The sequence below is a fragment of the Nonomuraea montanisoli genome, from assembly GCF_013363975.1.
In the GTDB taxonomy this organism is placed as follows: domain Bacteria; phylum Actinomycetota; class Actinomycetes; order Streptosporangiales; family Streptosporangiaceae; genus Nonomuraea; species Nonomuraea montanisoli.
Map to the genome: position 1 here is coordinate 1 of NZ_JABWGN010000031.1, position 22,670 is coordinate 22,670.

Here is a 22,670-nt window from a genome sequence, read left to right on the forward strand (position 1 = left end):
CTCCTACGGCACCAGGACCTACTCGGTACCGGTGAGCCAGCAGGCCGCCGGCACCTGGACCCTCGAGGTCAGCGACGTCTACCTCGGTGACACCGGATTCCTGGACTCCTGGAGCATCACCGTCTGATCCCCGACAGGGAGGAGCTCAGCGAGCCGCTCGGTCAAGGCCGAGCGGCTCTCGCTGTTCTTCAGACGCGTGCCAGCGATGCCGGACTCGCCGGGCTCAGAGCGGCCAGGACGGTGCGCACCTCGGCCTCGGAGGCACCTACGACGCGGATCAGGGCGTCTTCCCGGCGGGCGTACAGACTCCTTGTGCCATGGTCTTCCACCAGCAGCACGTCGCCTCCCGGCAACGTGCGGCAGGCCGACCGCCGCAGGTCGCCGGGCTGCTCCGCGCACCACGTCTCGGAAGTGCGGTGAGCCGCGGGAACGATGGAGATGAAAGTCATCGAGTCGCCGTTCCGGTACGCAAGTTCAAGCCCGACGTCATCGGGGCGTCCACCGGGGGATCGGGCGATCCCGGAGCCGTCGAACCGGTGTCCCGGCAGGTTCAGGGCAAGGAGAGGAACATCCAGGCTCTCCAGCGCCCGTTCCTTGTACCAGTCGGCCACGGCGACCCGGCCCTGGAGCGCCGCGACGACGAACGCGCAGATCGCGGCGGCCGCCGCCGCCCGTGACCACCACGAGGGGTTACGAGAAGCGGCCCACGCCGCGGCCGCGTACGAGATCGTCGCGGCGAGAACGAAGGGGAGCGCGTAGCACGCCTCGGGAAGATCGAAAAGCGAGGGGTTGGGCATGAGCGCATTCAGGGCCTGGGTGAGGAACGCGAACGTGACCGACCCCGCCACAGCGGCCGCTCCCCAACGGGGAAGCCCGGCCCGGAGGGCCAAGGCCGCGGCCAGCGGCAAGGGCACGACCCACATCGCCAGCATGTGGTAGACGGCGATGCCCGACGCGGACAACCAGATCGCAGCCTCGACCGCTCCGACGATCATCCCGACAAGGGCGCCCCTGCCGATGACGACCCTGGACTTCGTGGTTCTCATGAGGGACATCGTGCACCATGAATTCCCCTTCCCGCTCTCGCGTTCCGGCTCTCGCGGGCCCGGTCAGGGGGGCGGGTCCACCTCGGTGCGGGTGCGCACGCCGAGCTTCTGCAGCACCCGCGCCACGTGCGTGTCCACCGTACGGCGCGACAGGAACAGCACCTCGGCGATCTCCCTGTTGGTGCGGCCCTGCGCCACCAGCCGGGCCACCTCGCGCTCCCGGGGCGACAGCACGCCGCCGGCCGCCCTGCGTCCCCGCCGCGGCGGCCCGCCCACGCCGATCGTGCGCAGCTTGTGGCGGCAGCGGGCCGCGTCGTGGGTGCTGCCGAGGGTCGCGTACCGCTCGGCGGCGTCGGCGACGAGCCGCGCGGCCCACTCCCTGTCGCCGAGCTCCAGCCGGGCGTCCGCCTCGTCCTCCTCCGCCCGGGCCGCGCCGTACGGCCTGGACATCGCCTCGTACGCCTCCCGGGCGCGGGCATGGCACTCCAGGGCCTCCTCCAGCACGCCCCGGCCCCGCGCCAGCGCCCCGCGCGCCACCTCCAGCGCCGCCATGGCCGACGGCGCGTCCCGGCCCTCGATGCCCGCGGCGAACTCCGTCACCAGCTCCGCGCCCTCATGACGGCGCCCCGCCCGCAGCAGCGCGGTGACGGCGGCCGGGACGAGCTGGTCGCCCCACACCCACACGCCCTTGCGGCGCAGCCGCGCCACCGCGCCGCGCGCCTCGGCCAGCGCCGCGTCCACCTCGCCGCGGATCAGCGACAGCTCGATCAGCCCGCCGGAGGCGCAGGCCGCCACCGGGAGGAAGGCCGAGTCGGCCGCCCGCGTACCGGCGGCCTCCAGGTGCCGCCCGGCCTCCTCCCACTCGCCGCAGGCCAGTGCCAGCATGCCGAGCACGAGCTGGGCGTCCACGCCGAGCAGCGGCGCCTCCGGCATCCGCTCGACGGCCGCGACCGCCCGCTCACGCAGCCGATCCCAGCGCCCGGTCAGCCAGTCGAGCCTGATCGACGACATCTCCACCAGGTAGACCGGGTACAGGGCGCCGCTCTCCTCGGCGATCCGCCGGCCGAGGCGGGCGTACCGCTCGGCCGCCGCGTAGTGGCCGAGCGGGATGGCCGCGTCGCACAGGTTGGAGTAGGCGCGGGCCACCTGGCGCCGCACCCCCGCCGACGGGTGGTCCGCGGGCAGGGTCTCGGCCAGCTCGAACGCCTCCGGCGAGCCGACCAGCATGGCGAAGGCGACCTTGTTGGCGTGGACCGTGGCCGCGAGCTCCGGGTCGTCCTCCGCGACCACCAGGCTCTCGGCCTGGTCCATCCACTTCTGGTGGGTGGCGATCGGCTCGGGCCCCCACGCCGGGATGGCCAGCAGGGCCAGCCCCCTGGCCGCCATGCCGGGCCGGTCGGTGAGGTCGGGGAGCGCGGCGAGCACCTCGCGGCGTCCCGCCTCGATCGCGCCGGCCTGGTTCGACAGCAGCACGCCCAGGTTGAGCCGGGCCTCGCCGCGGGCCTCCGGCGCCAGGAAGTCGTCCGAGAGCAGGTGGCGCAGCAGCCGGACGACCCGCCGGTGCGACAGGCCGACCGCGGCCAGCCTGCTGAGCCGCAGGGCCAGCGGGCCGCGGGCCTCGCGCGGCAGTTTGGGGTCGGCGAGCATGCCCTCCAGCAGCTCGACGGCGAGCGGCACGTCGCCGAGCGCCGCGGCCTGGTCGGCGGCCGCCTCGCCGTGCCGCCGCCAGGCGTCGAAGTCGCCCGCGCGCCTGGCGTGGTAGGCGAGCCGGACCAGCGGCCGGTGGTCGAGCGCGGCCAGCGCCGCCATGGCCCGCCGGTGCAGCAGCCGCCGGTCCGGGCCGGGGATCGCGTCGTAGACGGCCTGCTGGGCGAGCGTGTGCCGGAAGCCGTACTGGCCGTCGGGGTGCTCCAGCAGCACGCCCGTCCTGAGCGCCTCGCGCAGCCCCGTCCCGTCCGGGCCGCCGTACCACGGCGCGCCGGGCGGCCGGACCACGGCGGCGGCCGCCTCCTCGCCGCCCGGCGGCTGCACCACGGCCGCGATCAGCGGCTCGTCGGCGGGGAGCTGGAGCACGGCGGCGGCGTGCACGGCCCGCAGCGCGGCGGGGGAGAGGCCGGCGAGCTGCTCGGCCATCGCCTCGCGCAGCAGCAGCGGCACCGCGATGCGGTCCAGGCCGGCCGGGTCGGCCTCACCGTCCTCGTCGGCCCCCGCGAACCGGCCGGCCTCGTCGAGCAGCGAGCGGACGACCTCCTCCACCACGAACGGGACGCCGCCGGTGTGCTCGCGCAGCCGGGCCGCGAAGGACGCGGACAGCTCCGCGCGGCCGAGCAGGGTGCCCGCCATGCGCCGGACGCCCTCCACGTCCAGGGGCGCCAGCGCCACCACCGAGCTGTTGACGCCCTGCGGATGCCGGTAGGCGTGCCCGAACGGCAGCCCCGGCACCGGCAGGTCCTCCCGCCGGAACGTGACCACCAGGGCCAGGCCCGCGGGGGGCTGGTCGGTGAGGAAGCGCAGCAGGTCGCGCGTGCCGTCGTCGGCCCAGTGCAGGTCCTCCACCACGAGCAGGACCGGCCCCGCCGCGCTCAGCAGGGCGTGGACGGCGCGGAACAACCGGTGGCGCTCCGCGCTCGGGTCGTCGACCGGCGGCGGAGCCGGCGCCGGCGGCAGGTGCTCGGCCAGCTCCGGCAGGTAGCCGCGCAGCGTCCCGGTCACCGGGTTCAGCGCCGAGCGGTCGGGCAGCGCGGCGGCCGCGTGGCGGAGCGCGTCGAAGACCGGCCCGTAGGGGAACGGCTCCCTGAGCTGGTGGCAGTGGCCGACCAGCACGGTGCGCTCGTCCGGGAGGAGTTCGACGGCGGCGCGGACCAGCCGGGTCTTGCCGATCCCCGCCTCACCCTGCACGAGCACCACGGCGGGCGGGTCGGTGATCGCGTGGAGGAGCGCCCTGAGCTGTGTGTCGCGTCCGACCAGCGCTGGGGAGGCGAGGCTCGTCATCGGGTGCTCCGAAACAGTGCGGGTGTGCTGCCCGTGCCGGATTCCGTTATCCACTAATGGTCAAGTGCGGTCAACCCTCCCCTTACTCACCGGTCACCCGCCGGACCCCCGCAGGGGCCGTGCCGGGTACCGAATGGGCCGGGTCAGATCCGCCCTCGCCCTACCCTCTCGCCCCCGTACGAGGCCCTCCCGGCATGTGACCGGCGTGACCGGAGGCGCTCGCGAGGCGGACGAGCTCGGCCGCGGCGCCCGCCGGCCGGGTCCGGCCCCGCCAGACCGCGAACAGCGGCCGCCGCCCGTCGAAGTCCGCGACGAGCGCCTCGACCAGCCGTCCCTCGCGCAGCTCGGCCGCCACGGCCAGCACGCTGAGCACCGCCGGGGCGACCCCCGCCTCCACCGCCACCTTCACCGCGGCGTTCGAGGACAGCTCCAGGGCCGGGGCGGCGACGTCCCGCCCGGCCATGATCCGGTCGACGGCGTGGCGGGTGCCCGAACCGGGCTCGCGCAAGACCAGCGGCGTCGCCGCCAGCTCCGCGAACTCCAGAGGAGCGCGCCGCCGCGCCCAGGGATGGCGGGGTCCCACCACGACGACCATCCGGTCCTGCGCGATGAGCCGGGCGGCCAGCCCCTCCGGCACGTACGGCGACTCGATGAAGCCCACGTCGATCTCGCCGTCCTGCGCCAGGCGGCACACCTCACCCGAGTTGGCCACCCGCAGTCCCACCTCCACGTCCGGCGCGGCCCGGCGCAGCGCCACGAGCCAGCCGGGCAGCAGGTACTCGGCGACCGTCATGCTGGCCGCCACCCGCACGCGGGCGTCACGGTCGCGGCGCAGCGCCTCGACACCGGTCAGGAGCTCGCCGGCCGCCTCCAGCGCCACCCGGGCCCGGCCCGCCACGACCTCGCCCTGCGGGGTGAGCCGCGAGCCGGTGGTCGAGCGGTGCAGCAGGGGCACGCCCAGCTCGCGCTCCAGGGTGTCGAGCCGGCGGCTCGCCGACGCCTGCGTGATGCCGTGCAGCTTGGCGGCCTTGCCCAGGCTGCCGTGCTCGGCGATCAGCAGCAGCAGTTCGAGGCTGCCCAGGTCGGGCCATCGTCGGGTCATGCACTCACCGTATGACCCGCTGCGAAACCGGTGGCTACCGGGCGGGCCCGGCGGTTGTGAAGATCGGCTCATGAGCGCGTCCACCCACCCGCCCTCCGACACGCCGCCCACCTGCGCGGCGTCCAACCGCACACCGTCCACGAACGCGGCATCCACTCCTACGCCGGCCACTCCTACGCCGGCCACTCCTACGCCGGCCACTCCTACGCCGGCCACCCCTGCGGCGTCCACCCGCTCGCTGGCCGCCAGCGCGACGTCGACCCGCTCGCTCTCCACACGCGCGCCGTCCTCCAGCCCGGCGGACGCCAACCGGTCCTCCGCCAACTCGCCCTCCGCCAATCCGCCCTCTGACGGCCGGGCGCGTGTCGCGACTGCCGGTGGCTCCCTCGTGCCCGGCCTGCTCGTGGCCGCCGCCGGAGTGGCGGTGGCGGTGGCCGTCAACGCCCTCGTGCCCGCCGTGAGCCCGCTGATGGTGGCCGTCGTCCTCGGCGCCCTCCTGGGGAACCTCGGCGCGCGGCCGGAGGCCCTGCGGCCCGGCCTGACGTTCGCCTCGGGGCGGCTGCTGCGCCTCGGCGTCGTCCTGCTCGGCGCGCGGCTCGCGGTGCCGGACGTCCTCGCCCTGGGGCTCCCGGTGCTGCTGCTGGTCGTGACGACGGTGGCAGTGACGTTCTCCGGCACCTGGTGGCTCGGGACGCGGCTCGGCCTGGGCCGCGAGCCGGCCCTGCTCGTGGCCACCGGCTTCTCCATCTGCGGCGCCGCGGCCATCGCGGCCATGGACGGCGTGACCGACAGCGAGAAGCGGGACGTCATGACCGCGGTCGCCCTGGTCACCCTGTACGGCTCGCTCGCGATCGCCCTCCTGCCCCTCGCCGGCGGGCTCCTCCACCTGCCCGCGGCGAGCTTCGGCGTCTGGACCGGGGCCAGCGTGCAGGAGGTGGCCCAGGTGGTGGCCACGGCGCAGACAGCCGGCCAGGCCGCCCTCGCCACGGCCGTGGTCGTCAAGCTCACCCGGGTCGTCATGCTCGCCCCGCTCATCGCGGGCGTCAGCCTCTGGCGCCGCCGCACCGCCCAACCCGGCCCCCGAGGTCGGACTCCCGTGGTGCCGCTCTTCGTCGCCGGTTTCCTGGCCGTGGTCGCCCTGCGCAGCCTCGGCGCGGTGCCGGACGGCTGGCTCGCGCCGATCAGGACGGCCGAGACGGTGCTGTTCACCGCCGCCCTGTTCGCGATGGGGACGGCCGTACGGGTGCGGGAACTGCTGAGCACCGGCCGCCGCGCCGTCGCCCTCGGGGCCCTCTCGGCGCTGCTGGTCACGCTCGTGGCGCTGGCCGGGGTGCTCGTCCTGCGCTGACGGATTCCTGGCGACGAGCCCTCGGGGCAGCCAGCCCTTGGGTGACGAGTTCGTGGGTAGCGGATCCCTGGGTGACGAGTCCTGGTTCGGCCGTTCCTGGGTTAATGAGTGGCAGCCGCGACGATCACCTGGCTACCGTGGATGACATCCGGATGATCGACGGGCCACGGTCTGACCGGCGGGAATGGCGCCCCCCGGCCGGACGGCGGCCCCGCCTCGGGCATGGCCCACGCCAGCCCCGCCCGAGGCCGCACCATCCCCGCCCGCCTGCTCACGGGGGCAGCAATCATTGCGGTCTGATCCCCCGTGCGAACTGACATCCAGGCAGAAGCGGTTCTGTGCAGAAAGATGTACAGTTGAGGTATGACCGTTCTGCACGACGCCACTGAGTTGAGTGTCACCGAGGCGGCCCAGCGAGGGGTCGCCCGCCTGGTGGCCGATGCGGAGCAAGGGGCCGATCTGGTGGTTACCCGTCGGCGCCAGCCGGTGGCGGCTGTGGTGAGCATCCGCCGACTCAACGAGTTGGAAGAGGCAGCGGCCGACATGCGCGATCTGGCGCTTGTGCTCGCTCGGTCGGTGACGGACACGGGGGAGCGGGTCTCGCTCGATGAGGTGCTGGCCGCTTTCGGGCACACTCGCGAGTCGCTGGCCGCCATCCCAGACGACGAGTAGACGTGTCGGACGTCGTCTTCACGGCGCCAGCGGTCGATGACCTGCGACGCATCGGCCCAGACGCGGTGCCCAAGGTGCTCAAGAAGATCCTTCTCCTGTTGGACCACCCTGAGGCTGGTTACCCGCTCGGTGGGGACCTGACCGGCTTTCGGAAGCTTGTGGTGGGTCGCAACACCTGGCGTGTCGTCTACCGCATCACCGAGGACAAGGCGGTGGAGATCTGCGAGGTGTGGGCTGTCGGTGAGCGAGCCGACGCGGAGGTCTACGCCGAGGCGACGGCCAGGGTGCGCGAGGCGGGTACCGGCCGTCCGGAGGTCGTCCGGCTCGGTCAGGTGATCGAGCGTCTTGGCGCGTTGGCCGATCACATCCGGGTGGAGCAAGCGCCGCGTAGAGAACCGGTTCCAGACTGGCTGGCCGACCGGTTGATCTACACGGTGGGGATGGCCCGCGAGGACGTCGCTGCTCTGGATCTCCAGGAGGCTGTCGACTTGTGGGCTGAGTATCGGTCAGAGGCTCGCTAGGTCCGCGCATCTCTTGTCTGAGGAGAAGCGCTTGCCACCAGCTCTTTGCCGTCAAGGTGGCCGGTGCTCGGGGCTCCGGAGGCGGGCGGGCGGGCCCGATCCCACAGCTATGACTGGTCCTCGTGCGTTTCGCTTGTGTGCCCTGCGGCCTTGCCAAGCTCCAGGCATTTGGACGGGAGGCAAGCTGAGGTCCGTACCCGCTCCCTGCACGGCCTGGTTCGTGTCCCTCGGTCGGCATCAACTCCGTCTGTGCGGCATGGATGTGGGTGACGTGGAAGGCTCAGGCAGTCGTATCGGAAGTCGGAAGACGGAATCCACGCCTCGGGCGGACCCGCAATGACAGCTGTCGGGGGAGGGGAAAGAGTGCCGTAGGACGCCCCTGAGCACTACCAGGAGGTGGTGATGCGAGACGGGGAGCTCTCGGTGCCCCTGGGGGTCGCCGAGATGTCGATCGCACCACCGCCTCGGCTATGACGCTCTTTTCACCAGACGGACACACTCCGGACAGGCTCTTTCGGCTGTGACCGCGAACACCAGGGACCACCCGCAGACGGGCAGCGGGTGTGCCACAGCCCCGCATAGAGCGACCGACAGCGTCTCAGGCCGTACGGCATGCTTGACAGGGTCGCGACCGGGGCTGGACAAGCCGAGCCGGAATGGGCGCTCTGGCCCGCCGGGTTCAGATGGCCGGGCATAGATGAACAGGTCATCCCAGTGCACAGGCCACCGTTGGACTTGGTTCGGGATGTCGATAGCAGCGCTGTCGAGCTTCAGAAGCGCAAGAGTGTTGTTACGCAGGACGCCAACGATCGTTCCGCGCTGCCCCATCAGCCACGCGCCGTATGCGCGTGTGCGTGCGGGACTATGGAGCAGGTCAATGATCTTGGCTCTGCCTCCGATGGCTGCGCGGTGATCTGTCATCGGCTGGGCTCGGCGATGACCGTGGACAGTGGCTGGTTCGCGCAGAGGTCGGCGTACCGGAAGGCGATGCGGCGGGCGGCACGAGCCGGCTCGACAGCGGGATGCCGGGCGTAGATCACGCGCTTGCGGTCGGCGTCCCAGCCGGTCCGCCACCAGTAGCGTTCACCATCGGACCACACCACCAGGCCGACCCAGACCGACACCAACGCCAGCCCGTACCCGATGTGCACGTCGGCCAGGATTCCCGCCTCGCTCAGTCCGCTCTCGGGACGGGGACGCCTCTAGAGTTCTCCATGGGTCGCACCTCCAGTGTGCGATCAAGGGACCCGTACGGCGTGCGCGCGCCTGCGGGTCCCGCTCGTGTGCAGCACTCTCATGAGATCGCCGAGGCGCCTCCCATCGGCAGTTCGAGTAGGGGAGACTGGGGGAGACACGCGGGTCCCCCGAGTTCCCGAGGTGCATGCCATGGACAGCGTTCCGGCCTGGGCCGCGCGGCTACGTGCCGCAAGGCGCGGCAAGTTCTGGACGCAGCGGGAGATGGCCAAGCAGCTTGCCGAGGCCGCTGACAGCCGCACCCGCGCCCGGCTCCCCGAACGGGAATCCCTGACACGGATGATCAAGGATTGGGAAGCGGGCAGGCACCAGCCCAAGGATCCCTACCGAGTGCTCTACTGCAGGGTGTTCGGCATGGAGGAAGCGGAGTTGTTCGGCGCTGAGGCCAGCGGCGCGGTCCCTCGTGTGTCTTTCGACGGGGACGAGATCGAAGCGCTGGAGTTGGCCCGTCGTGTCGCTGCCAGTGACGTAGGGGCCGAGACGCTCGACCGGCTGGAGGCAGCCGTTGACGACCTCGCGACCGCCTATCCGGTGACCCCGCCGTTTGAGCTGCTCAACCGGGTCCGCCGGCACCTGTCCTACGTCTCGCATCTCTTCGAGGCCAAGAAGACGCTCCACGAGCATCGACGTCTTCTCGTGGTCGGCGGCTGGCTGTCATTGCTCACTTCCACCTGCCATATCGACCTTCGGCAGTTCCAGGCGGCGAAGACATGGTTGCGGACAGGCTCCCAGTTGGCCGGCCATGCCGGGCATGCCGAGATCGCGGCATGGTGTCTGGAGACGGAGGCGTGGCAGGCGGTCACGATCGGCGACTACCGTCGTGCCCTGACCCTCTCCCAGGGCGCAAAGACGATCGCGCCACGCGGTAGCTCCGTCTACATTCAGGCGACCGCCCAGGAGGGACGGGCATGGGCCCGACTGGGAGCGGGGCCGGAGACCCGGGACTCACTGCACCGAGTTGACCGGCTCGTCGCGCCCCTGCCGGTGCCCGAGCAGCCAGAGCACCATTACCGCTACGACCCTTCCAAGCGGGACGCCTACGTCGCGACCACCCTTTCCTGGCTCGGGGACCCGGCGGCCGAGAGGTACGCAAGGCAAGTGCTCGTCCGGCTGGAGTCCGCTGCCGATGGCACGGTTCGCCCGAGGAGGGCAGTTTCCGCCCGGCCCGACCTCGCACTCGCTCTGCTGGCTGCGGACCAGCCAGACGAAGCAGGGCAGATCACGCTTGCTGCCCTCACAAGCGGGTCCCTGGTGCCATCCAGCTATTGGCGAGCACGAGAGGTGATCAACGCCATCGAGGCGCGCCGTGTCCCCGAAGCCGGAGAGTTGCGCGAGGCGTACCAGGAACTGGACGGCACTTAACGGCTCTCGCGTCGATGGTTGCGAGCCGCCCCTCCCCAAGATCACGGGGAGAGGTAAAGGCTTGCTCGCTGTGCTTGCCCTCGTGCGGCCGCATCCAGCACCTGTTGCGAGGCCGCATTCATGAACTCTTGGAGAGCGATGAGTGCTTGATCACGGCCAGCGTTCAGCTCCGGCTGATCTGCCGAGGAACAGATCCTCCACGGGGCATCCAGCGCCTGAGTGGCGAGGTGATTCAGAGCCGGGTCTGCTGTGACGAGCTGAAGTCTGAACAGCGCAGACTTGGCGCTCGCTCGCCGCACGAACGAGACATCACGTGCCACCACATCGGCCGGCCCGTCAGGATCCTCCCTGTGCCGATGCCACCGATCGTTTTGACTATAGCGATACGACGTTAGGGGCATCAGCGAAGGCGCTGGTCGATAGGGCCGCCGGCTCAGCGCCGATTGACCTCCTCGACGGCGGTGCGCGGTTGAACCGACAACAGCTCGCCCTTGAACACGTAGCTGGATCTCCTCAAGGACGACAGAGACGACCTTGCGCCGGTGCGCCTGGCCGACCAGGTCAACGAAACCGGCCACCTTGAGGCTGCCACTGCCGGACGCCACCCGCTCGACACACGGGAACGTCTCGGGCGCCGCCAAAAGTGTGCTGACCAGTGGAACCTCCTGCAGCCGCCCGCGTTGAGTCGGGGCGGGGGCTCGGCTTTGTGCGCACCAGCCCTCCGTCAGCAATCACCTGGCCGGGGCGTTCTTGCCCTGCACCGCGCACTGCCATCGGTGTTCCCTGATTGTCTGTGTTCAGATCGTGTTCTGACTTACCCTGATGGCGTGAGCACCAGCCATGTCGACGCCGTCACGTTCTCCGACCTGTCGAGAAACCCCCGGGCCGTTGCCGAGCGCGCGGCACGCCTGGGACGTGTCCGAGTCACGCATCGGGACGCCCCTGACTTCTACCTCACGGCCGTGGACCGTGAGGAGGAGCGCGACCAGACGCTGGCCACGGCGTCCCGGCTTTTTCTTGCCTTGATCAAACACGATCCCACCGCGCGTGCGTTGGTTCTCGCCATGCCTGAGGTCTTCCCCTGGGTGCGCCATCTTGCCCCGAAGGAGCTTCGCGCCTTCACCTTGGAACTGGTCGAGGCGCTCTCCGATGCCGCGGAGTTGGACGTTGACGTCACCACCCAAGAGGTCATCGCAGGGTGGCGGGCGACCGCTCGGATCAAGGCCGACCCTGAACGCCATGCCGAGGCCCGCAAGCCGACCGAAGGTGACTTCGGGCCGGTGGAGGTCTCAGCGTGAGCCCGAAACGCGGCGATCGCGTAACGGTGCCACCGCCGGATGACGAGTGGGACGTGCGGTTCGGGACCAGCGACGCGGTCAGGGGGTGGGAAGAACTGTGCCGTCATGCCTTGACCAATACGCGCCGCTGCTTCGAGGTACTGCGTGCTGACCCCCGTTCGCGTTCGAGCCGCGACCGCCAGCATCGCCTACGTGGCGATCTCGCGACTCATCGTCACAATGGCAAGGACCTGGAGCAGTGGGAGTTCGAGGTCACCAGCGGTGGTCGTGTCCGCTATGTCATAGATGACGTCTCTCGCACTGTCTGGGTCGTCTACGTATCGCCTCGACACCCGAAGGACACCGATTAGGCGGCTGTCAATGCGCTGCCACCGGCTCTCTGCCGTCGAGGTGGCCGGCGCTCGGGGGTCCGGGGGCCGGAGGCCCCCGGCTAGGGGGTGTGGGGGAGCTTGGCTCCCCCACTGTCACAGCCCGAACCGCCTCCGCGCGAAGCGCGCCACCCGTGAGGACCTCGCTTTTGAGCCCTGATCGCCTGAACCCCTTCGCGCGAAGCGCGCCTCCGTGAGGACCTTGCCTCTGTCAGCAGGAAGCCCGGTCAGCGCTCGACGATCTCGTTCTTGCCGATGACCACGACCCCGCCGCGCGTCAGGGCGAAGCGGGTGCGGTCGTAGTCGAGGTCGAAGCCGATGCGCGCCCCGTCGGGGATCACCACGTTCTTGTCGATGATGGCCCGCCGGACGATGGCGCCCCGGCCCACCTTGACGTTGTCCATGAGCACGGAGTCCTCCACCAGCGAGTGCGAGTGGAGCACCACCTTGGGCGACAGGCACGAGCGGATCGCGGTGCCGCCCGAGACGATCACGCCCGGGGACACGAGCGAGTCGATCGCCCGGCCGACCCGGTCGCCGTCGTTGTGCACGAACTTGGCCGGCGGCAGCGGGTCGTGGCCGGTGTGGATCGGCCACTTGTCGTTGTACAGGTTGAAGATCGGGTGGGCCGAGATGAGGTCCATGTGGGCCTCGTAGTAGGCGTCCAGCGTTCCCACGTCGCGCCAGTAGCCCCGGTCGCGCTCGGTGGAGCCCGGGACGACGTTGTTGGCGAAGTCGTAGACGTCGGCGCCGCCCGACTTGACCATCATCGGGATGATGTTGCCGCCGAGGTCGTGCTTGCTCGTCGGGTCGAGCGCGTCCTCGCGCAGCGCGTCGATCATGGCCTGGGTGCGGAAGACGTAGTTGCCCATCGAGGCGTACACCTCGTCGGGCGAGTCGGCGAGCCCCACCGCGTCCTTCGGCTTCTCGCGGAACGCCACGATCCGCCGGCCCTGCGGGTCGGTCTCGATGACGCCGAACTGGTCGGCCAGCGACAGCGGCTGGCGGATGGCGGCCACCGTGACGTCGGCCCCGGAGTCCTCGTGCTGCTCGACCATCTGCCGGGGATCCATCCGGTAGATGTGGTCGGCGCCGAACACGATGACGTGGTCGGGCATCTCGTCGTAGATGAGGTTCAGGTTCTGGAACAGCGCGTCGGCCGAGCCGGAGAACCAGCGCGGTCCGAGCCGCTGCTGCGCCGGCACCGGCGTGACGTAGTTGCCGAGCATGGCCGTCAGCCGCCAGGTGCGCGAGACGTGACGGTCGAGACTGTGGTTCTTGTACTGGGTCAGTACGACGATCTGCAGGTAACCGCCGTTGGCGAGGTTGGACAGGACGAAGTCGATCAGACGGTACATCCCCCCGAACGGCACGGCCGGTTTCGCCCGGTCCGCCGTGAGAGGCATGAGCCTCTTCCCCTCGCCACCTGCCAGTACGACCGCAAGCACCCTCCGGGACCTCATGTGCAGGACGCTACCCCCTACGGGCGGATCTATCGACGTGACCCCGTACCGGAGTGTTACTTTTCTTAAGTTTTTGGTGATTTCTCCTTGCCGGTCGGCCGCGATGGCCTCGGCCGGCCCGAGGCGGAGGGGCGTGGACGGCGAGTCGCACGCCGGTGTGTCCCCGATGGGCGGGATGCTCGTAAGGTCGTCTCATGCGCGTTGATCTGCTCAGCCGGGAGTATCCGCCAGAGGTGTACGGCGGCGCCGGAGTCCACATGGAGTACCTGGCGAGCCGCCTGCGCCGCCTGGCCGACGTCCGGGTGCGGTGCTTCGGCGCCGAGCGCGACATGCCGGGCGTGTCCGCCTACCGGGTGCCCGGCGGGCTGGAGTCGGCCAACGCGGCGCTCCAGGTGCTGGGCGTCGACCTCGAGATGGCCGCCGCCTGCGAGGGCGCCGACGTCGTCCACTCGCACACCTGGTACGCCAACTTCGCCGGGCACGTCGCCAAGCTGCTGTACGGCGTCCCGCACGTCGTCACCACGCACAGCCTCGAACCGCTGCGCCCGTGGAAGGCCGAGCAGCTCGGCGGCGGTTACGCGATCTCCTCCTGGGCCGAGCGCACCGCCCTGGCCGCCGCGGACGCGGTGATCGCGGTGTCGGAGGGCATGCGGCGCGACGTGCTGGCCGCCTACCCGGAGATCCCGCCGGAGCGGGTCGCCGTGATCCACAACGGCATCGACACCGCCGAGTACGCCCCCGACCGGGACGACGCGGTGCTGAAGAAGCACGGCGTGGACCCCGCCAAGCCTTACGTGATCTTCGTGGGCCGCATCACCCGGCAGAAGGGCCTGGTCCACCTCCTGCACGCGGCGCGCTCCCTCGACCCCGGCGCGCAGCTCGTGCTCTGCGCCGGCGCGCCCGACACGCCGGAGATCGCCGCCGAGGTGACCGGCCTGGTCCGCGAGCTCGAACGCGAGCGCGAGGGCGTGGTCTGGATCTCCGAGATGCTGCCCAAGCCCGAGGTGATCCAGCTCCTGACGCACGCCACGGTGTTCGTGTGCCCCTCGGTGTACGAGCCCATGGGCATCGTCAACCTGGAGGCCATGGCCTGCGAGACGGCCGTCGTCGCCACCGCCACGGGCGGCATCCCCGAGGTGGTCGCCGACGGCGAGACCGGGCTGCTCGTGCCGATCGACCAGGGCCCCGACGGCACCCCGCACGATCCGGAGCGCTTCGCCGCCGACTTCGCCGAGCAGGTCAACGCCCTGCTGGCCGACCCCGGGCGGGCCCGCCGGATGGGTGAGGCCGGCCGCGTGCGGGCGATCGAGCACTTCTCGTGGGAGCGCATCGCCGAGCGCACCCTGGAGCTGTACGCCTCGCTGACCGGGTCCCGCTGACGCGGGTCCCGTCGACCGCGACGGAGTGGGCGCGTGACGGTCATGGCGCCCGCCCCCGGCCGGGGTCCGGGCGCCGGAGGCCGTCAGCCCTGGGAGATGTGGTGGAGGATCACGTCGTGGACGTGGTGCGCCTTGTTCTCGCCGCGGAAGTCCACCTCGTACGTGTGCGTCCCGACGTGGACGGCGATCGAGCCCGAGGAGAAGAACCCGCCGGCGAACGACTTGTTGCTGACCACGCTCACCGCTGAGATCTTCCCGTACGGGATGCTCGTGAGCGCGACCTTCTTGCCCACGAACGACGTGTCCTGGACGATCACCCGGCGGTCGGTGAGGCCGAGGAAGCCGGTTCCCGCGCCGATCGCGTCGTAGACGGCCACGATCCGCTCGCCCGGCAGGAGACCGCTCTCGATCTGCCTGAGCTGTTCTTTCCGATCATAGGGAATGTCAGCCATGCCGGGGCAACGAACGGACCGGCCCCCGCCGTTCCGCCGGGCCGGGGTTTGTCACCTGTGGGTCAGCGGACGGGCTCCAGGACGACGACCGGGATCTCGCGGTCGGTCTTCTTCTGGTACTCGTCGTAGTCGGGCCACGTGCGGGTCATCAGGGCCCACAGCTCCGGCTTCTCCTCGGGGATGGCGGTGTGCGCGCGGGCCTTGAACTTGTCGCCCTTGACCTGCACCTCCGCCTCGGAGTTCTGCTCCAGGTTCTTGTACCAGTCGGGGTGCTCGGGGTCGCCGCCCTTGGACGCCACGACGACGTAGGCGTCGCCGTGTCTCTGGTAGATGAGCGGCGTCGTGTACGGGCGGCCCGAGCGGCGGCCCTTGGTGGTCAGGAGGAGGACCGTCGTGTTGTTCCAGTCGTGGCCTTCCTCGCCGTTGGTCTGCTGATAGCGCTGAACGTGTTCCTGGCCGAAAAGCATGAGGACCGACTACCCCCGACCGAGGGCATGTCACCGCCGGCGGCCCGGTCTGTACGAGGACTTGACCGGCCGCCCCGCCGCCCGCGGGTCACAGGTAGGAGCGGGTGGCCGTGACCAGGTCGGGGACGGCGTCACGGGTGTCGACGTAGAGCGCGGCGTCGGGGGTGCGCTCGCGCACGTCGCGGTCGCGGATCGCGAACACGGCCGGAGGGACGCCCGCGTCGCCGTAGCGGCCGGTGACCGCCGTGGAGATCGCCCGGCGCACGTCGGCGACCACGCCGCGCGTCGTGTGGCCGGGGCCGGAGGCGGCGAGGTAGCCGAGCAGCGCGGCGAAGCGCTGCTCGGTCTCGACGGCCGCCGGCTGCCGGGCGGTGGCGGGGCGGTCGAGCCAGAACACCTTGCCGGCCAGGAACGCCTCGTAGCTCACGCCGTCATGGTCGAGCGTGCGGGCCGTCTCGGCCAGCAGCGCGCCGAACTCGGCCAGGTCGGCGCGCGGCGGCAGGTCCGTCGTGACGAACAGGGGCACGATCAGCGAGTCGAGCATGTCTGTGATCCCTCCGTGAGGAGCCTCATCGTAGGGGGAGCCACCGACAATCCCCGGCGGCGACGCACCACCGCGTCAAGCCCGCGGGGCGCGGGGCTCCGGAGCGCGCCGTCCTGTCCGCCGGGACCCGATCCCGCCCGTCGTGCCCCGTCCGTTCCGGTGCGCGCCGTCAAGTCCGCCGGACCGGGAGCCGGTCGTCATTCCCGCCCGGAACCGGCCCGCCTGTCAACCCTGGCCGCGCCGGTGCCGCGGCTCGGGCCGGGTCAGCGGTCGGTCCACTCGTCCTCCAGCGCCGAGTGGACGATGGAGTCGCGCCAGCCGTCCGGCGTCGGCAGGTGGTGGCGGATGCGGCCCTCCTCGACCATGCCGGCGGTCAGCATCGCGAGCTGCGCGGGCAGGTTGTCGGGGGAGCGGGCGCCCCAGACGCGGTGCAGGCCGAGCTGCTTGAAGCCGAACGACAGCAGCAGCCGGATGAGGTCGGTGCCCATGCCGCGGCCCCACTGGTCGGGGCGCAGCCCGAGGCCGATCTCGGCGCTGTGCGGCAGGTCGGTCTCGACGTGCAGCCGGGCGACGCCGATCACCTCGTGGTGGTCGGAGTCCTCGACCGCGAAGACGTACAGGCGGCGTGGTTCGTCCTCCGCCGCCTCCAGGGCCTCCTTGACGAGCGCCCCCACCTGCTCGGAGGTGAGGGCGCCGAAGGGCATGAAGCGCGTCGCGGCGGGGTCGCCGTAGACGGCGTGCAGCGCCGACACGTCGGCCTCCGTGACGTCACGCAAGCACAAACGCGCACCGTTGCACTGCACGTGGCGCATGGGGAGAAGTTAACGCGAGTTTTGCGATCTCCACAAGCCCTTGTCAAGTGGCGAGTTGACTCCCGTAAGCCCGGGCGACAAGTTCGGCGATGGCGCCGTGCGCGCCGAGCGGCTCGGCGTGCCCGGCCTCGATCTCGGCGGCGGCCTGCTCCAGGGTGCCCGGAGCCATCTCGTGGCCGATCACGCAGGGGGCGATGGCCAGCCGCTCGGCCCCGGCGGCGCGCAGCCGCTGGGCGGCCACGCTCACGCCCGGCTCGCTGTCGAGCGAGGCGGCCACGACCGGCATGGTCAGCCGGGAGGCGAGCAGCACGGCCGTGGCCTGGACGGCCTGCACCGCCCGCGCGCCACCGGCGGTGCCGAGGATGACGGCGTCGACGGGGCTGGAGACGTTGAGCAGGCGCACCCGGTCGGCCCGGGCCAGGCCCTTCTCGGCCAGCCTGATGTGCAGGGCCTCGGCCAGCAGCGGGTGCGGGCCGAGCGCCTCGGTCACCACCGCGCCGGTGCCGCCGGCCGCCACGGCCTTGCCGATCTCGGCGAGGACGGCCGGGTCGTCCCAGGTCAGCAGCGGCACGACCACGGCGTCGCGGCCGGAGGGCAGGGAGTCTGCCAGGTCGGCGACCGTCGCCAGGCGCACCTCGATCTGGGGGTTGTCCACCCGCACGACCGCGGCGATCTCCGAGGCCACGCCGGAGGCGTCGCCCGGCGCGGCGAGCACGAGCACGGGGGCGTCCGGCGGCAGGGACGTGGGCACGGGACGGCGGTGGCGACCGCCGCCCGGCCGGGGGGAACGTTCACGTACAGGCAGGCTCACAGGCGCGCAGTTTATGCCCAATGGATGCCCGGTGTTCTGGGAATCGGCAGCGATTCAATCACAACGTCCCGCTTCGCCCCCGGCCCGTTCGCCGCCCGCTCCGCCGCGGCCCCCGCGGTCGCGGCGGAGCGGGCGGGGAAGATCGGCGGGCCGGGACTCAGAATGGTCAGCGGGCCGGGACGACGACCGATTGCGGGTTGCCCGGGGCGTACACCGTGATGCCCTGGGGCAACGACCTCAGCTTCTCGATCTCGGCGCACGCGGGGCACTTGTCGTACCCCTCCTGGCGGGCCCGGTTGGCCGCGGCCTCGGCCTTGGCCTGCTCCACCTTGGCCTGGGCCTCCGACACGGCGGCGCCCGCGGCCAGCGACCGGTCCACCGCCTTCTGCACCTCGGCCGGGAGCGTCACCCTGGCCAGCGTGAACCGCAGCCCGGTCAGGAAGTCGCCGCCCAGTGTGCCGGGCAGCTCGCGGGCGAGCGTGGCGTTGACCGCGTTCTGCACCTTGACCAGGTTGGTGTTGCTGCTCTGCGGCCTGAGCGCGGTGCTCTCCAGCAGCGAGCACGACGGCACCAGCTCGCCGCACCGCATGGCCCCGATCTCGGAGCGCAGCGCGTTGTCGATGACCGGCCGCACCGCCTGACCGAAGAAGGCGCTCCAGCCCTCGTCGCCGTCCCACGGGTAGAGCGCGGCGCCGTCCTGCGCGCGGAAGGTGCGGGTGCCGTACTTGTCGTCGAACGTCTTGAGCGTGCCGTGGTCGAGGTTGAGCGTGAAGTACAGGGTGCCCTCGATGCCGAGGTTCACGCCGTCGCTGCTGGGCACCGTCACGACGTCCACGCCGAGGGTGGTGGCCCGCCTGGGGTCGGCGGTGATCGTGTAGAAGCGCTGCTGGGCCGGGTAGCCGTGCGTGGACGACCACCAGCCGGTCCAGGTCAGGCCGGAGGCCGGGTCGATGACCTGGCGCACCTTGTTGTCGTCGAACGGGCCGCCGTCGCGGATCACGGCGACCTCGCCGCCGTCGGTCCGCTCCAGCCCGGTGACGAGGCCGACGAGCGCCGGGATCGACAGGATCGCGGCGATGACGATCAGGGTGGTTCTCACGGGGACCTCCCGCGCGGGCGGCGGTGGCAGCCGCCGCCCGCGCTTTCGCGGCGGTATGGGGGGAGTACGGCCTGGACGACCCAGGGGCCGGGGTCAGCTCCGGTGGGCCAGGTCGGTGGGGCGGGCGAGGTCCAGGTCGCGGGTCTCCGGCGCGATGGCCAGGCCCACGGCCGTGACGGCCAGCGCCACCACCACGTACAGCGACACGGCGAGCGTCGTGCCGTACACGTCGAGCAGCTTGAGCGCGACGATCGGCGCGATGGCGCCGCCCACGATCCCGGCCATCTGGTAGCCCATGGAGGCGCCGCTGTAGCGCAGCCGGGTGCTGAACAGCTCCGCGATGAACGCCGCCTGCGGCCCGTACATGGCCGCGTGCGTGACCAGCGCGACGACCGCGGCGAGCACGATCAGCGGGAACGAGCGGGTGTCGAGCAGCGGGAAGAACGCGAACACCCAGACGGCCGCGCCGGCCACGCCCGCCAGGTAGACCGGCCGCCGGCCCAGGCGGTCGGACAGGGCGCCGAAGAACGGGATCAGCGCCAGTTGCAGGGCCGAGGCGATGAGCACCGCGTTCAGGCCGACGGAGCGGGGCAGGCCGAGCCGGCCGGTCACGTAGACGAGGATGTAGACGGTGAAGATGTAGAAGGCCACGTCCACGCCGATGCGGGCGGTGAAGGCCGACAGCAGCGCCCGCGGGTGGGTGCGCAGCACCTCGACCAGCGGCATCCGCGCCTTCTGCCCCTGCTTCTCCACCTCCGCGAACAGCGGCGACTCCGTTACCTTCAGCCGCACCCAGAGCCCGACGATCACCAGCACGCCCGACAGCAGGAACGGGATCCGCCACCCCCACGACAGGAACGCCGCGTCCGTCATCGTGGCCGACAGCAGCGCCAGCAGCGCGGTGGCCAGCACGAACCCGGCCGGCACCCCCACCTGGGGCCAGCTCGCGTTGAACCCGCGGCGGCGGTCGTCGGCGTGCTCCAGCGACATGATGACCGCGCCGCCCCACTCGCCGCCCAGCCCGAGCCCCTGGACGAACCGCAGCACCGCCAGCAGGACCGGGGCGGCGACGCCGATGGTGGCGTACCCGGGCAGCAGGCCGATGAGGAACGTCGAGATCCCCATCACGAGCAACGTGACCACGAGGACGGTCTTGCGCCCGGCCCGGTCGCCGAAGTGGCCGAAGACGATGCCGCCGAGCGGCCTGGCGACGAACGCGACGGCGTTGGTCGTCAGGGCGAGCAGGGTGGCGTTCAGCGGGTCCAGGGTCGGGAAGAACAGCTTGCCGAAGACCAGCGTGGCCGCGGTCGTGTACAGGAAGAAGTCGTACCACTCCAGGGACGTGCCGACCAGGCTGGCGACGATCACCCGCCGCGCCTGGGAGGTGGAGCCTGCCATCGGTTCGCTCCCAAGGGAATTGAAGGGCTTTGTTCTCAACATAGGAATCGTTGAACAATTCGACAAGAGGTTTGTTCGATGATTAATTGGCGTCGTGGACAACGGGGTTGCTGATCTCGAACGAGACCGTTCGCGCCTGGGGCGCAGCAGCACGGCCGAGCGGGTCGCCGACATCCTGCGCGACCGCATCAGCGAGGGCTTCTTCGAGCCCGGGCAGCGCCTGTCGGAGGAGGCGATCTCCGAGGCGCTCGGCGTCTCGCGCAACACGCTGCGTGAGGCGTTCCGGCTCCTCGGCCACGAGCGGCTGCTCGACCACCGGCTCAACCGGGGGGTGTTCGTCCGGATCCTGTCGGCCGAGGACGTCGCCGACCTCTACCGCGTGCGCCGCGTCATCGAGGGCGCGGCCGTGCGCCGCAGTCCCACCCCGCAGGCGCTGGGGCTGATCAAGGAGGCCGTCGCCGACGCCGAGCGGGCCGCCGCGCGCGACGACTGGCGCGCCGTCGGCACCGCCAACATCCGCTTCCACCAGGCGCTGGTCACCCTCAACCGGAGCCCGCGGCTGGACGAGGCCATGCGCCAGCTCCTCGCCGAGCTGCGGCTCGTCTTCCACGTCATGAAGAACCCGCGCGACTTCCACGAGCCGTTCGTCGAGCGCAACCGCCGCCTGCTGGAGCTGCTGGAGGGCGGGCGCGTGGACGAGGCGGCCGCCTTCCTCGACGGCTACCTCGACCACGCCGAGCGCCTGCTCGTCCACGCGTACGACCCGGACGCCTGACCGGCGCGGCCCGCCGGAAGCGGAGGGCGGGCGCTAACGTGCGGTCATGGACAGGCTGTACACGCCCGACGAGGCCCGCGCGCTGCTGCCCGCGATCGTCGAGGACGCCCGCGCGCTCGTCGCCGCCCGCGCCGACATGACCGAGCTCGCCCACGACCGGCGCACCTCCGGGTCGTCCCCGCTCGGCGGGATCCCCGAGCTCAAGGCGCTGGAGGCGCGCATCGAGGAGATCCTGAGCGGCTGGGCCGGCCAGGGCCTGGAGATCAAGGGCATCGCGCCCGTCCTGCTCGACTTCCCGGCCGTGCTCGACGGGGTGTCCGTACGGCTGTGCTGGATCGAGGGCGAGACGGAGCTCGGCTGGTACCACCGCACGGACCTCGGCTTCGCGGGGCGCAGGCCGCTGCCGTAGCGACGCGGGCGGTCGTGGCCGAGATGTGACCAACCGGGCTCCTCATGCCGGAATCTAACCGGGGTGAACGGAAGGATCACCGACATGAGGCACATCTCAGCATCCGCCGCCTTACTGGCCGCGGCGATCATCGGAGGGACGACGCTCGCGCCGCTCCCCGCCCACGCCTCCCGCGCCGCCACCGGCTCACCGGCGGCCCGGGCGGCGTGGATCCCGACCTGCGACAGCAAGGCCGGCGACAACAGCGCCTGCGGGCCCTGGCGGCTGCTCATGGCCGACGGCCGCACGCTCGCCGTCCGCGACGCCGCCGTCAACCGGACCGACGCCAAGGGCCGCTCCCTCCCCGACGAAGGCCGCTTCGCGATCAGCGGCGACGGCCGCGTCATCGCCTACGAGCGGGCCCGCGACCACCGCGTCGTCGTCCGCGGGGCCGCAGGGGGGACGGTCACGGAGCTGCCCCGGTCGCTCGTGCCGAAGGGGATCGGCACCGACGACCTGACCCTGACGCTCTCACCGGCCGGCGACCGGCTCCTCGTGAGCTACACCGACGACCCCGCCCGCCGCCCCACCAAGGTCGTCACGATCGCCACAGGGAAGGTCACCGAGCTGCCCGCCGCCGAGGAGCCCGTCGGGTTCAGCGGCGACGGCGACGAGGTGCTGGCCCGCCGCTTCCCCGGCGACAACACCACGGCGCTCGTCGCCCACCGGCTCGGCGACGGCGGCTCGACGGGCAGGACGCCGCCCCAGGTCGTGGCCAACGCCACCACCCTCGCCCTGGCCGCCGACGGCAGGACCGTGGCGGTGCTGATCGGCGGCGACGCGGACCTGAAGCGGCCGCCGCGGCTGCGGATCTACGACCTGGACAGCGGCGAGCTGCACGACACGGTGAAGCTGGCGCTCAAGCCGTCCGCCTCGCCGTACCTCGCCCGGTGGACGGCCGACGGGCGGCTCGTCCTGACGACGACGACCGACGACGACGAGAGGCCGGCGGTGGTACGGGTGCTCACCGCCGACCCCGGCACGGGCGAGGTCCGGCAGAACGACACGTACACCATCGGCAAGGACCGGTTCGCCTTCTACGCGGCGGGAGAGTGATCGC

24 protein-coding genes are annotated in these 22,670 nt (G+C 71.7%); 11 read left to right on the forward strand and 13 right to left on the reverse strand.

Annotated elements, in window-relative coordinates; genetic code table 11:
• The first annotated feature begins 31 nt into the window (after nt 1–31).
• Nucleotides 32–127: a proprotein convertase P-domain-containing protein gene (locus HTZ77_RS48915; RefSeq protein WP_407940651.1), complete on the forward strand. Its 96-nt coding sequence runs from the start codon at nt 32–34 to the stop codon at nt 125–127.
• A gap of 61 nt (nt 128–188) precedes the next feature.
• On the opposite strand, the gene HTZ77_RS44025 is transcribed toward HTZ77_RS48915, so the two are convergent.
• The 3 genes from HTZ77_RS44025 to HTZ77_RS44035 form a co-directional block, all read right to left on the reverse strand.
• Entirely contained in the window at nt 189–1,046 is an 858-nt protein-coding gene (locus HTZ77_RS44025; protein WP_175595760.1) for a hypothetical protein, read from the reverse strand.
• Nucleotides 1,047–1,109: 63 nt separating this feature from the next.
• Nucleotides 1,110–4,037, reverse strand: coding sequence for an ATP-binding protein (locus HTZ77_RS44030; RefSeq protein ID WP_175595761.1), 2,928 nt, complete (start codon nt 4,035–4,037; stop codon nt 1,110–1,112).
• Between the two features lie 160 nt (nt 4,038–4,197).
• On the reverse strand, nt 4,198–5,139 hold the full coding sequence (locus HTZ77_RS44035) for a LysR family transcriptional regulator (RefSeq protein WP_175595762.1): 942 nt from the start codon (nt 5,137–5,139) through the stop codon (nt 4,198–4,200).
• 388 nt (nt 5,140–5,527) lie between these two features.
• Between HTZ77_RS44035 and HTZ77_RS44040 the strand changes: the two genes are divergently transcribed.
• From HTZ77_RS44040 to HTZ77_RS44050, 3 genes are all read left to right on the forward strand, one after another.
• Entirely contained in the window at nt 5,528–6,487 is a 960-nt protein-coding gene (locus HTZ77_RS44040; RefSeq protein WP_328809118.1) for a YeiH family protein, read from the forward strand.
• 363 nt (nt 6,488–6,850) lie between these two features.
• On the forward strand, nt 6,851–7,159 hold the full coding sequence (locus tag HTZ77_RS44045; RefSeq protein ID WP_175595764.1) for a type II toxin-antitoxin system Phd/YefM family antitoxin: 309 nt from the start codon (nt 6,851–6,853) through the stop codon (nt 7,157–7,159).
• Between the two features lie 2 nt (nt 7,160–7,161).
• Complete coding sequence (locus HTZ77_RS44050) at nt 7,162–7,680, forward strand: type II toxin-antitoxin system RelE family toxin (protein WP_175595765.1); 519 nt, start codon at nt 7,162–7,164, stop codon at nt 7,678–7,680.
• A 917-nt stretch (nt 7,681–8,597) separates the two neighbouring features.
• Here HTZ77_RS44050 and HTZ77_RS44055 read toward each other — a convergent pair.
• A complete protein-coding gene (locus HTZ77_RS44055) occupies nt 8,598–8,831 on the reverse strand; it encodes a hypothetical protein (RefSeq protein ID WP_175595766.1) in 234 nt (77 codons plus the stop codon).
• A gap of 235 nt (nt 8,832–9,066) precedes the next feature.
• Between HTZ77_RS44055 and HTZ77_RS44060 the strand changes: the two genes are divergently transcribed.
• Complete coding sequence (locus HTZ77_RS44060) at nt 9,067–10,296, forward strand: transcriptional regulator (RefSeq protein WP_175595767.1); 1,230 nt, start codon at nt 9,067–9,069, stop codon at nt 10,294–10,296.
• Nucleotides 10,297–10,337: 41 nt separating this feature from the next.
• Here the strand turns inward: HTZ77_RS44060 and HTZ77_RS44065 are convergent, their stop codons facing one another.
• Nucleotides 10,338–10,901: a hypothetical protein gene (locus HTZ77_RS44065; protein ID WP_175595768.1), complete on the reverse strand. Its 564-nt coding sequence runs from the start codon at nt 10,899–10,901 to the stop codon at nt 10,338–10,340.
• A gap of 222 nt (nt 10,902–11,123) precedes the next feature.
• On the opposite strand from HTZ77_RS44065, the gene HTZ77_RS44070 reads away from it, so the two are divergent.
• Nucleotides 11,124–11,594, forward strand: coding sequence for a hypothetical protein (locus tag HTZ77_RS44070; protein WP_175595769.1), 471 nt, complete (start codon nt 11,124–11,126; stop codon nt 11,592–11,594).
• Nucleotides 11,591–11,944: a hypothetical protein gene (locus tag HTZ77_RS44075; protein ID WP_175595770.1), complete on the forward strand. Its 354-nt coding sequence runs from the start codon at nt 11,591–11,593 to the stop codon at nt 11,942–11,944. The genes HTZ77_RS44070 and HTZ77_RS44075 overlap by 4 nt, the downstream gene beginning before the upstream one ends.
• A 245-nt stretch (nt 11,945–12,189) precedes the next feature.
• Here the strand turns inward: HTZ77_RS44075 and glgC are convergent, their stop codons facing one another.
• Nucleotides 12,190–13,425: a glucose-1-phosphate adenylyltransferase gene (gene glgC, locus HTZ77_RS44080; RefSeq protein ID WP_175595771.1), complete on the reverse strand. Its 1,236-nt coding sequence runs from the start codon at nt 13,423–13,425 to the stop codon at nt 12,190–12,192.
• 194 nt (nt 13,426–13,619) lie between these two features.
• On the opposite strand from glgC, the gene glgA reads away from it, so the two are divergent.
• Nucleotides 13,620–14,804 (forward strand): glycogen synthase, encoded by a 1,185-nt coding sequence (gene glgA, locus HTZ77_RS44085; RefSeq protein WP_175595772.1) that lies wholly within the window; start codon nt 13,620–13,622, stop codon nt 14,802–14,804.
• Nucleotides 14,805–14,887: 83 nt separating this feature from the next.
• Here glgA and HTZ77_RS44090 read toward each other — a convergent pair whose 3' ends face one another.
• The 7 genes from HTZ77_RS44090 to HTZ77_RS44120 all read right to left on the reverse strand — a co-directional run bounded on the left by HTZ77_RS44090 (nt 14,888) and on the right by HTZ77_RS44120 (nt 20,387).
• Complete coding sequence (locus tag HTZ77_RS44090) at nt 14,888–15,256, reverse strand: PH domain-containing protein (protein ID WP_175595773.1); 369 nt, start codon at nt 15,254–15,256, stop codon at nt 14,888–14,890.
• A gap of 62 nt (nt 15,257–15,318) precedes the next feature.
• The gene (locus tag HTZ77_RS44095; protein WP_175595774.1) at nt 15,319–15,723 is read right to left on the reverse strand and encodes a nitroreductase family deazaflavin-dependent oxidoreductase; all 405 of its coding nucleotides are present in this window, start codon (nt 15,721–15,723) and stop codon (nt 15,319–15,321) included.
• A gap of 88 nt (nt 15,724–15,811) precedes the next feature.
• A complete protein-coding gene (locus HTZ77_RS44100; protein ID WP_175595775.1) occupies nt 15,812–16,267 on the reverse strand; it encodes a hypothetical protein in 456 nt (151 codons plus the stop codon).
• Nucleotides 16,268–16,530: 263 nt separating this feature from the next.
• Nucleotides 16,531–17,043: a GNAT family N-acetyltransferase gene (locus HTZ77_RS44105; protein WP_235996097.1), complete on the reverse strand. Its 513-nt coding sequence runs from the start codon at nt 17,041–17,043 to the stop codon at nt 16,531–16,533.
• A 79-nt stretch (nt 17,044–17,122) separates the two neighbouring features.
• Entirely contained in the window at nt 17,123–17,830 is a 708-nt protein-coding gene (locus tag HTZ77_RS44110) for a sirohydrochlorin chelatase (RefSeq protein ID WP_328809119.1), read from the reverse strand.
• A 226-nt stretch (nt 17,831–18,056) separates the two neighbouring features.
• A complete protein-coding gene (locus tag HTZ77_RS44115; RefSeq protein ID WP_328809120.1) occupies nt 18,057–18,989 on the reverse strand; it encodes an SPFH domain-containing protein in 933 nt (310 codons plus the stop codon).
• Between the two features lie 93 nt (nt 18,990–19,082).
• Nucleotides 19,083–20,387 carry an MFS transporter gene (locus HTZ77_RS44120; RefSeq protein ID WP_175595777.1) on the reverse strand — a complete coding sequence of 435 codons (1,305 nt, stop codon included), beginning with the start codon at nt 20,385–20,387 and terminating at the stop codon, nt 19,083–19,085.
• 94 nt (nt 20,388–20,481) lie between these two features.
• Between HTZ77_RS44120 and HTZ77_RS44125 the strand changes: the two genes are divergently transcribed.
• From HTZ77_RS44125 to HTZ77_RS44135, 3 genes are all read left to right on the forward strand, one after another.
• Entirely contained in the window at nt 20,482–21,162 is a 681-nt protein-coding gene (locus tag HTZ77_RS44125; protein WP_175595778.1) for a GntR family transcriptional regulator, read from the forward strand.
• 46 nt (nt 21,163–21,208) lie between these two features.
• Nucleotides 21,209–21,571 (forward strand): DUF2203 domain-containing protein, encoded by a 363-nt coding sequence (locus HTZ77_RS44130; RefSeq protein ID WP_175595779.1) that lies wholly within the window; start codon nt 21,209–21,211, stop codon nt 21,569–21,571.
• Between the two features lie 84 nt (nt 21,572–21,655).
• The gene (locus tag HTZ77_RS44135) at nt 21,656–22,666 is read left to right on the forward strand and encodes a hypothetical protein (protein WP_175595780.1); all 1,011 of its coding nucleotides are present in this window, start codon (nt 21,656–21,658) and stop codon (nt 22,664–22,666) included.
• Nucleotides 22,667–22,670: the final 4 nt, after the last annotated feature.

Bases quoted from the DNA above. Each gene is read 5' to 3' on its own strand.
- HTZ77_RS44025 (WP_175595760.1), bottom strand. From the start codon at position 1,046: ATGAGAACCACGAAGTCCAGGGTCGTCATCGGCAGGGGCGCCCTTGTC.
- HTZ77_RS44030 (WP_175595761.1), bottom strand. From the start codon at position 4,037: ATGACGAGCCTCGCCTCCCCAGCGCTGGTCGGACGCGACACACAGCTC.
- HTZ77_RS44035 (WP_175595762.1), bottom strand. From the start codon at position 5,139: ATGACCCGACGATGGCCCGACCTGGGCAGCCTCGAACTGCTGCTGCTG.
- HTZ77_RS44045 (WP_175595764.1), top strand. From the start codon at position 6,851: ATGACCGTTCTGCACGACGCCACTGAGTTGAGTGTCACCGAGGCGGCC.
- HTZ77_RS44060 (WP_175595767.1), top strand. From the start codon at position 9,067: ATGGACAGCGTTCCGGCCTGGGCCGCGCGGCTACGTGCCGCAAGGCGC.
- glgC (WP_175595771.1), bottom strand. From the start codon at position 13,425: ATGAGGTCCCGGAGGGTGCTTGCGGTCGTACTGGCAGGTGGCGAGGGG.
- glgA (WP_175595772.1), top strand. From the start codon at position 13,620: ATGCGCGTTGATCTGCTCAGCCGGGAGTATCCGCCAGAGGTGTACGGC.
- HTZ77_RS44090 (WP_175595773.1), bottom strand. From the start codon at position 15,256: ATGGCTGACATTCCCTATGATCGGAAAGAACAGCTCAGGCAGATCGAG.
- HTZ77_RS44095 (WP_175595774.1), bottom strand. From the start codon at position 15,723: ATGCTTTTCGGCCAGGAACACGTTCAGCGCTATCAGCAGACCAACGGC.
- HTZ77_RS44100 (WP_175595775.1), bottom strand. From the start codon at position 16,267: ATGCTCGACTCGCTGATCGTGCCCCTGTTCGTCACGACGGACCTGCCG.
- HTZ77_RS44120 (WP_175595777.1), bottom strand. From the start codon at position 20,387: ATGGCAGGCTCCACCTCCCAGGCGCGGCGGGTGATCGTCGCCAGCCTG.
- HTZ77_RS44130 (WP_175595779.1), top strand. From the start codon at position 21,209: ATGGACAGGCTGTACACGCCCGACGAGGCCCGCGCGCTGCTGCCCGCG.
- HTZ77_RS44135 (WP_175595780.1), top strand. From the start codon at position 21,656: ATGAGGCACATCTCAGCATCCGCCGCCTTACTGGCCGCGGCGATCATC.